Annotated in this window: 10 protein-coding genes; 8 read left to right on the forward strand and 2 right to left on the reverse strand. The window is 35.8% G+C overall.

Features of this window, described 5'->3' with window-relative positions:
* The first annotated feature begins 37 nt into the window (after positions 1-37).
* From J0H12_02425 to J0H12_02435, 3 genes are all read left to right on the forward strand, one after another.
* Positions 38-3,232 (forward strand): PDZ domain-containing protein, encoded by a 3,195-nt coding sequence (locus J0H12_02425; protein MBN9412769.1) that lies wholly within the window; start codon positions 38-40, stop codon positions 3,230-3,232.
* 90 nt (positions 3,233-3,322) lie between these two features.
* Complete coding sequence (locus tag J0H12_02430) at positions 3,323-3,652, forward strand: septum formation initiator family protein (protein ID MBN9412770.1); 330 nt, start codon at positions 3,323-3,325, stop codon at positions 3,650-3,652.
* 186 nt (positions 3,653-3,838) lie between these two features.
* Positions 3,839-4,111 (forward strand): HU family DNA-binding protein, encoded by a 273-nt coding sequence (locus J0H12_02435; GenBank protein MBN9412771.1) that lies wholly within the window; start codon positions 3,839-3,841, stop codon positions 4,109-4,111.
* Between the two features lie 63 nt (positions 4,112-4,174).
* On the opposite strand, the gene J0H12_02440 is transcribed toward J0H12_02435, so the two are convergent.
* Positions 4,175-4,342 (reverse strand): Flp family type IVb pilin, encoded by a 168-nt coding sequence (locus tag J0H12_02440; protein ID MBN9412772.1) that lies wholly within the window; start codon positions 4,340-4,342, stop codon positions 4,175-4,177.
* A gap of 224 nt (positions 4,343-4,566) precedes the next feature.
* Between J0H12_02440 and J0H12_02445 the strand changes: the two genes are divergently transcribed.
* The 5 genes from J0H12_02445 (at position 4,567) to J0H12_02465 (ending at position 7,400) form a co-directional block, all read left to right on the forward strand.
* Complete coding sequence (locus J0H12_02445) at positions 4,567-5,223, forward strand: amino acid ABC transporter permease (GenBank protein ID MBN9412773.1); 657 nt, start codon at positions 4,567-4,569, stop codon at positions 5,221-5,223.
* Positions 5,216-5,938, forward strand: a complete 723-nt coding sequence (locus tag J0H12_02450) for an amino acid ABC transporter ATP-binding protein (protein MBN9412774.1) — start codon at positions 5,216-5,218, stop codon at positions 5,936-5,938. Before J0H12_02445 ends, J0H12_02450 begins: the two co-directional genes overlap by 8 nt.
* 2 nt (positions 5,939-5,940) lie before the next feature.
* Complete coding sequence (locus J0H12_02455; GenBank protein ID MBN9412775.1) at positions 5,941-6,414, forward strand: flavin reductase family protein; 474 nt, start codon at positions 5,941-5,943, stop codon at positions 6,412-6,414.
* 171 nt (positions 6,415-6,585) lie between these two features.
* The gene (locus J0H12_02460; protein ID MBN9412776.1) at positions 6,586-7,140 is read left to right on the forward strand and encodes a DUF2975 domain-containing protein; all 555 of its coding nucleotides are present in this window, start codon (positions 6,586-6,588) and stop codon (positions 7,138-7,140) included.
* A 41-nt stretch (positions 7,141-7,181) separates the two neighbouring features.
* Positions 7,182-7,400, forward strand: coding sequence for a helix-turn-helix transcriptional regulator (locus J0H12_02465; protein MBN9412777.1), 219 nt, complete (start codon positions 7,182-7,184; stop codon positions 7,398-7,400).
* 282 nt (positions 7,401-7,682) lie between these two features.
* On the opposite strand, the gene J0H12_02470 is transcribed toward J0H12_02465, so the two are convergent.
* Positions 7,683-8,744, reverse strand: coding sequence for a hypothetical protein (locus tag J0H12_02470; GenBank protein ID MBN9412778.1), 1,062 nt, complete (start codon positions 8,742-8,744; stop codon positions 7,683-7,685).
* Between the last annotated feature and the right edge of the window lie 446 nt (positions 8,745-9,190).

The raw sequence follows: 9,190 nt of genomic DNA on the forward strand, positions 1-9,190 counted from the left end.
TCCTGTAACATATGAAAAAGAAAAGAGAGATTTGTTTATGAGTGCAGAAGGTTATTACCGTTACCCCACAATTTTTAAAGATCAAATTGTGTTTGTCTCTGAGGATGATTTATGGGTGATTTCAAGCGGAGGAGGTGTTGCACGCAGGCTTACCTCTGGTCTTGGTTCTATTAGTACACCAGTCTTTTCTCCAGATGGCGAGCAATTAGCATTTGCAGGCTCAGAGGAAGGATATCCGGAAGTTTATATCATGCCAAGTAAGGGAGGACCTATTAAGCGGCTCACTTTCTTGGGAGAAGAAGTAAATGTAATTACATGGACGGAAGAAGGAATTATTTTTGCAAGCTCAGCAGGACAACCTTTTAGTCGGTGGAATGCCTTATGGTGTGTATCTCCTCATGGGGGAGAACCTCAGCGGCTACCAATAGGCCCGGCTAATTTTATTTCTTTTAAAGAAAAGGGAAGTAAAGTTGCGGTCATTCAACGACATGGTTATCGAGAATATGGATTTTGGAAGCGTTACCGTGGCGGGACAGCAGGACAACTTTGGATTGATCAGTCTGGTAAAGGAGATTTTAAAAATCTTTTAGAATTAGGAAGTGATTTTGCACGTCCTCTTTGGCTTCAAAACCGTATTTATTTTAGTTCCGATCATGAAGGAGTTGGAAATTTATATTCTTGTCTTGCTGATGGGACAGATATAAAACAGCATACCAACCATTCAGATTACTACGTTCGTAACCAATCAACAGATGGTAATCGGATTGTTTATCATGCAGGTGGAGACATCTATCTCTTTGATCCGCAAGAAAATATCACCCAAAAAGTTACATTCGACTACCACAGCGCTAAATTCCAACGTAATCGGAAATTTATTACGCCAGTGCGATACTTGGAAGATTTTTCAATTCATCCTAAAGGGCACCATTTAGCTGTTGTGACACGGGGTAAGGCGCTTGCCTTTGGAAATTGGGAAGGTGCCGTTTTTCAACTTGGGGCGCAACAAGGTGTCCGTTTTCGTATTCCAAGATGGTTGCATGATGGCGAAAGAGTTCTTCTCGTTCATGATCGTGATTGTGAAGAAATGCTTGAGATTTACCATGGAGGTACCTCTGAGTGCTTAAGTTCCTCAGGAGAATTATCTTTTGGGCGCGCCGAGAATATTTATCCTAATCCTCATAAAGATGAAGCAATTCTTGTAAATCATCGAAATGAAATATTTCATATTGATTTAAATTCTTGGAAGCTTACGAAAATTGATCGAAGTGAGCATTCAAATATTGATGATGTTGTTTGGTCTCCAGATGGAGAGTGGGTTGCTTATAGTTGTTCTTTTACACGTCGTACAATAGGATTAAAACTCTATCACGTGAAAACTAAAAAACTCACACCAATTACACGACCATTAATGCGTGATTTATCTCCTAGTTTCGATCCAGATGGTAAGTATTTATATTTTCTATCATATCGCCATTTTAATCCTAGCTGGGATGCGCTTCACTTCGAATTAGGTTTTCCTCGAGGAATGAAACCTTATGCAATTTCTTTGCAAAAAGATACGGTCTCTCCTTTTGTTCCTAAGGCTTTTAAACTATCTACAAAAAGCGAAGAAGAAAAAGATAAGAAAAAAGATGATGAGAAAAAAAATAAAATCGAAAAAATTAATATTGATCTAGACGGAATTGAGAATAGATTAATATCTTTTCCAATTGAAGAAGGACTTTATAGTGATTTAGTAGCTCTAAAAGGAAAGGTTGCTTATCTTTCTTGGCATATCGAGGGTGCATTACATGATTCTGAAGATTCATCAGATTATGAAGGTGGCACACTTGAAGTTTTTGATTTTGAATCTCAAAAAATAGATGATTTAATCCATAACGTTTCTGCGCTTGATTTTTCTTTAGACCAGCAATGGATTTGTTATAAGTCAGGTCAAAAATTGCGTGTTTTTAAAGCAGATGAGAAACCAGATGATCGTGAAATGGATAAACCCAATCGTAAAAACGGGTGGATAGATTTAAGTCGTCTTCGAGTTGCGATAAATCCCGTTTTTGAATGGGAGCAAATGTATAAAGAAGCTTGGCGCCTTCAGCGAGATCATTTCTGGAGTGAAGACATGTCCAAGATTGATTGGCAGCAAATCTATAAAAGATACTATAATTTGCTTCCTCGTCTTGGAAGCCGTGGAGAATTAAGTGATTTGCTTTGGGAAATGCAAGGCGAATTAGGAACTTCACACGCCTATGTTTATGGAGGCGATCTTCGAATGGCTCCTCGCTATACTGTGGGCCAATTAGCGGCTGATTTTATCTTTGATCCAGAGAAAAGGGCTTATCGATTTGTGAAGATTGCGCGTGGTGATCATTGGTTGCCAACAAAGGGATCTCCTTTATTGCAGCCTGGCTTAGGTATCCAAGAAGGCGATCTTTTGTGGGCTATCAACCATCAAGAATTGAACGAAACAACATCTCCGAATTCTTTGCTTGTTTATCAAGCAAATATAGAAGTTTCTTTAACGGTTAGTGATAAAGATGGGAAGAATAAAAGAGATGTGATTGTGAAAACAATGCGCTCTCAAACAAATATTCGTTATCGTGATTGGGTTGAGAAAAATCGAGCTTATATCCATGAAAAATCAGAAGGAAAAGTAGGATATATTCATATTCCCGATATGGGGCCTCATGGATTTGCTGAATTTCATCGTTCATTCCTCGCGGAATGTGATCGAGAAGGACTCATCGTTGATGTCCGTTTTAATGGAGGTGGGAATGTTTCTGCCCTCTTACTTGAAAAACTTGCGCGTCGCCGTTTGGGGTATGATGCTTCTCGCCATCATGGTTTAATGCCTTATCCCGAAGATTCTCCTGCAGGGCCGATGGTTGCAATTACAAATGAATATGCTGGCTCTGATGGTGATATGTTCTCCCACGCCTTTAAATTAATGAAATTGGGCCCTTTAATCGGCAAAAGGACATGGGGAGGTGTTATAGGTATTGCCCCCAGATATCCTCTTGTTGATGGTGGAATGACAACGCAGCCAGAATTTTCTTTTTGGTTTAAAGATGTTGGCTTAAAGATTGAGAATTATGGCGTTGACCCTGATATTGATATTGATATTACACCGCAAGATTATATCGCAGGGAAAGACCCTCAACTTGAAAGAGCCCTGGAAGAAGTCGCTGGAATTATGAAAGACTACTCTTACGTTGTGCCAGGGGTCGGTAAAAAATAAGCTTAAGCTTCGTGTGATGGTAAGAAAGATTTTGTCTAGAAGAGCTCATTGATATTGTAATAAAATAAAGAAGATGTTATCCTTCGTCACATGTTAATTCGTGAACTAAAAAGAAGAGCCAACCGTTTTCTTGCGCCAAGCTTTGGCTTGTGTGCTATTGCTTACTTTTCTTACCATCTTATTCAAGGAAATAGAGGGATTTGTGCTTGGCAGATCCTCGAAAATCAACTCGTTAAAGCTCAAGAGCGTCTATCTTCCCTAAAACATCAAGAGATAAACCTTGAAAATCGTGTCACGTTATTGCGTCCTGGTTCAATATGTTCTGATCTTTTAGCGGAGAGAGCCAAAGATGTTTTGGGATATGTTCATCCGCACGAAGTTGTTGTTTATACCTCTGAAAATTCAGCTCGAAATAAATAACAGATTATTCTATTAATTATAAGATTTCATTTATCGAAATAATTAATAAATATATTAATATTGATTTTATTCTTTAGTTATCCTCTATTTTTTGTGCATTGACGTCAGTTATAGTCTTTACTAGACTGACTACTGTGTGTGAGCTGAGTAGCTCCTTTGGATTAATCGGAACAAAAGGTAATTAACGTGAATAAGAGCGATTTAGTAGCAAAAGTTTCTTCTCTTTCTGGGCTGACAAAAAACGATGCATCAAAGGCTGTTGATGGTATTTTTGATGCCATTACTCATGCTTTGAAGAAGAATGGTGAAATACGGTTTGTTGGGTTTGGTACATTTGCTGTTGTAAGCCGTGCCGCAAGTGAAGGCCGTAATCCACGTACAGGCGAAAAGATTAAGATTCCCGCGTCAAAGCTTCCTAAATTTAAGGCAGGTAAAAATTTAAAAGAAGCGGTTGCTTAGTAAATAACTGAGAAAATAAAAAGGGCTGAATTTTTTCAGCCCTCTTTTCTTATAAGCTAGATACTAAGTTGTGAATTTATCCTTAATATCAGAGAAAGCCTTTTCGACTTTAGTACCAAGTTCTCCGATTGTTCCAATGGCAACGACAGAAATAAGAGCTGCTAAGATTGCATATTCAACCAAAGATGCCCCTTCTTCTTGTGTTAGGAAATTCTTTATTAATGTTTTCATGGGAATCCTCCTCTTTTATTTATAATTATATTTATATTCTAACATTTTTATTATAATAATATAAGTATTAAAATATTATTAATAAGTTAAATTATAACTAATGAATTTTTTGTTAATATTTTACGTGAAGTTTTTTAACATAAGTTATTTAAAAGTATAGCTTCTTTGACTTTGGTTAAAATCATGATAATATCTCCCATTATTTTTTTGATGAGAGAATCGTTTTGTTTCATTTTTCGATCGTTATTGATTCATTTCCATATATTCTTGAAGGGACGTTAGTTACCTTAAAGTACACCTTACTTTCTATATTTTTTGGTTTTATGATTGGCTCTATTTTAGCTTTAATGAAGCTTTCTTCTTATAAAGCATTCAGAATTTTTTCTAACTTTTATACATCCATTTTTCGAGGGACGCCTTTGCTTGTGCAACTTTCCCTTATTTATTTTGCCCTTCCTCAATTAACGGGGTACCGAATTACAGCTTTTGAAGCTGGAGTCCTTGCTTTTTCACTTAATTCAGGAGCTTATGTCTCGGAAATCATTCGTGCTGGTATTCAAGCTGTTGATAAAGGGCAATTTGAAGCCGCAGCAGCTTTGGGTATCCCACAACACATTATGATGCGGGATATTATTTTTCCTCAAGCTATTAAAAACATTCTACCCGCTCTGGTGAATGAATTTGTGAATCTTTTAAAAGAATCAGCCATCATTTCCATGATTGGAGAGGCTGATTTATTGAGGCGTGCAACTATTATTGCCGCTGAAAAATATATTTATTTTGAGCCACTTCTTGCTGTTGGGCTCATTTACTATATACTTGTTATTTTATTTTCTAAATTTGCAACTCTGTTAGAGAAAAGGTTGAACAAAAGTGATTAAAATTCAGAACCTCTCTAAAAATTTTATTCATCTGAATGTTCTTAAAAAGGTAACGGCAGAAGTTGTCCGAGGCGAAGTCGTGGCAATTTTAGGGCCGTCAGGATCAGGAAAGTCGACACTTTTGCGATGTCTTAATCTTTTGGAAAAACCCACAGAAGGTCAAATTTTTATCAATCAGAACGATATTACAAACTCAGCTTGTAATATTGCTTTGATTCGGCAAAAAATAGGAATGGTTTTTCAGCAGTTTAATCTCTTTCCCCATATGACGGTCATGGAAAATCTTATTTATGCCCCTTGCCAAGTTTTAAAAGAATCTCGGCAGAGTGCCATAGTAAAAGCAAAAGAGCTTTTAAAGAAAGTTGGTCTTTTGAATAAAGCGTCTGCATATCCTACCCAACTTTCGGGTGGACAAAAGCAGCGAGTTGCGATTGCACGAGCTTTAGCGATGGAACCTGAAGTTATCCTTTTTGATGAGCCAACGTCGGCTTTAGATCCTGAAATGGTAAAAGAAGTTTTAGAAGTGATAAAAGACCTTGCCCAGCAAAAAATGACCATGGTGATTGTTACCCATGAAATGGGATTTGCACGAGAAGCAGCCGATCATATTTGGTTTTTAGATGATGGAGAGCTTCTTGAGGTTTCGACGCCCAAGGAATTTTTTAAAAAACCTAAGACACAACGTGCTCAACAATTTCTAGAGAAAGTTCTTTAAGAGTGTCCTTGTCTTCTCGGGATTTTCGGAAAGCCATGAGCCATTTTACGACAGGTGTTGCAATTCTGACGCGATGTGATTCTGAAGGTGATCCTCATGGAATGACGATTAATTCGTTAACATCGACTTCTTTAGAGCCTCCGCTCTTATTGTTTTGCTTAAATAAATATTCAAAGACGGCCCTTTGTTTTACAGAGGCTTTCAACTTTGCAGTCAATATTTTGTCGAGTGATCAGGAGGCATTAGCAAGAAGTTTTGCCGTTCATGATTTAAAGGATTGGCAAGAGGTCGAATGGGAGGTTTCTTCTTTAGGGAATCCTATTTTAAAAGGCTGTGTAGCAGCTCTTGAATGCAAACCCAAAGCCATCCATGTTGCTGGCGATCATCATATTCTTATCGCGGAGGTCTTGCACCTAGAAAAAGGGGAGAGTGATCATCCTTTGGTCTTTTATAAAAGTCACTTTCGTTCTTTCTAATGAACATCGATCGCGCGACATAAATCTTCTTGTAAGAACTTATAATAATTAACTTTTTGGAAAAATATAACGAAAAAAAGATATAATTTTATGAATTTCATAAAATTAATACTTGAAAACCACTTTATCTATGATACGTTATGAGAATGTAAAGTGATAAGGAAGAGTAAAGTGGAAAATAAATCTAAATATCTGAGATTGTTAGGGGCGTTAAAAAAATTTTTAATTGTGTATATTTGTATAACAGGTTTAATGCCTGTCTTAAATTGGTCACAGGATGTTTTGGGATTAGGAAAAATAGGGGAAATAGGTGGATTTTTTACGACATCTCTTTCTGTAGAGTCCTTAAAAGCATTAAGTACTGGTCAGCGTCTAACGGGATGGTTTGTTGAGTCTATAGGAAGCGCGCTCTTTATTTTTGTTTTATTTTCTCTTCATAAGTTATTAGAACTCATTCGTAAAGGGCAGCCTTTTTCAACAGCGTCGATTTCTCTTTATGAGAAGATTGCGCGCTTCTATTTATTTTCAATTATTTACGATCTTATTTCTCGAACAGCAATGAGTCTTATTACCACATGGCATCTACCCGTTGGACACAAGACAATATCTGTCACGTTTGGAACGGACAATATTAACAATATTCTATTGGCTTTGTGTCTTTACCTCATCATTTTCTTAATTAAGCAAGCTCATCAGATCTCTGAAGAGCAACGCATGGTTATTTAAGGAGAAATCTTGTGAAAATTATTGTTCGTCTCGATGAATTAATGGCGCGTCGGAAAATGAAACTCAATAAGCTCTCTGAGCTTGTGGGTATTTCTGAAACGAATCTATCAATTTTGAAAACAGGAAAAGCAAAAGCGATAAGATTCTCAACACTAGAGGCTATCTGCAAGGTTCTTGAATGCCAACCTGGGGATATTTTGGATATTGACGCGTTTCTTTTACCCATACAAGAGCATGAAAAAGAAAGAGCAGACTTATAATCTTTAAGTTTTCGCAGCTGTAAGGGATGCCTCATTAATTTTACTGCTTTTTATAGAAGACATCTGTTAATAGTAAAGATAATTTTATATATTATCAAAGTATTAATAGGGAGATTAGCAAAAATAAAATAGAAATATCTCCCATAAATTTTAACATTTAAAAGATGATAAAAAGAGACAGACCTCTTATTCAATCCGTCACAATATATTAATTAAGGCTATATGAATTGAAAAAACAGAAAGCTTATTTTCTTATCAATAAGACCCATAAGCTTTCTTGAATTATTCGAGATTTAGGAACTCGTTTGAAGCGTAAGGTGAGGATTTTTGAGGGGGGGTCGCTAATGATTCTAAAGTTATCGCCCAGTTCCTATTTCTAGCTAATAAGGTTTCAACTTCTTGGGGCATTTCATGCTTAATTTTTAAACTTTGAAGAGTTGTATTAACTTCTAGTAAATTCTTTATTTCATCAATTAAGTCTTCGCTTGAAGTTCTCCCCTTTAGACTTAATTGACAGAGAGTTGTGTTCGTGCCTATCGCTTGCAATAAAGGTATCGCTTCTCTATTGGTAAACGAATTGATTTCTAATTTTAGCTTTTGAAGAGAAGGAAGGTATGGCAGGATTTTTAATAATCCTCTCATTCTTTCATCATCTAAAAATGATGTCTTTAACTTGAAACATCTAAGAGAAGAAAGGGTAGGGAGAAAGTCAGATAGAACATCTACGAAAAGGGTGTTTATAGTTATTTCTTCAAGCGTTGGACAACTTGAGAATACTGAGGATAAGGCCCGTGGGATGCCCTCCGGAAGATATGTCCGAATTATCTTTAAAGATGAAAGATTTGTTAAACTTGTAAAAGCTGATGTAAGAAATAATAAGCTATCTTGACCTAATCTTAATTTCACAAACTCAAGGATTTTCAACTGTGAAAAAATATTCAATGACTTGATGAGAGAATTTATTGGTACTTTACTCGTAAAAATACTACCGGAACCGGAAAAGGTTAATTTTTCAAGATTTTGATATCGAAGCAGAGAGTTAATTTTAAAAGTATTTTTTTTTGAGTCATCAGTAAGTGTAAGGGAAATCGAGCGTATATGATTGTCGTCCTGGATTAAGTTTTCAAAGCTTGTAAATTCAGATAATGATTCAATGTTAGGAGTATTTTCTTCTATGTCTTCAGTAGATGAAAGTGCAATCGAGGGCACATCTTGGTTGGGTTTGTCGTTTAATTTTTCAGAATTTTTAGGTTGAGGTAAAGACTTATCTTTGGCTTTAGCTTTATTTTTTTTAGACTCATATTTTTGAGATTCTTCAGCTAATAAAACTGAAAGCGGGGGCATCTGTTTGCCTGATTTATCTTTACGAAGAGAATTCCCAGCAAAAGCAAGGGAGGTAGATAAGTAAATAAAACCAATGGTTTGGACGATTTTTTTTGATCATTTTATGTTACTTTCAGAAAATAATACTTGTCTAAAAAATAGATAAAAATATTTGTATCAATTACAAGTTAGAATTTAAAAAAAGTATTCTTTATCATAAAATATGTCAAATTGATAATGATTGGAGATTTTAAGAGCTAAAAATTATTTATTAAATATTTGATTTATATTAATTATTTTATTATTTGGTGTGCTGAATTTTCTTGAAATTTGTATCAAGGTGTGATATGGTATTAATAGATGGTCAGAGATGAATCTCTTCCCTTATTAAGACTTAAAACTTCTTGATAATCCTTTTACTAAATCTCTTACATCTAGGTCATAAAAGAAGAATAAATCAGGGATTA

The sequence above is a fragment of the Candidatus Paracaedimonas acanthamoebae genome, assembly GCA_017307065.1.
Classification (GTDB): domain Bacteria; phylum Pseudomonadota; class Alphaproteobacteria; order Caedimonadales; family Caedimonadaceae; genus Paracaedimonas; species Paracaedimonas acanthamoebae_A.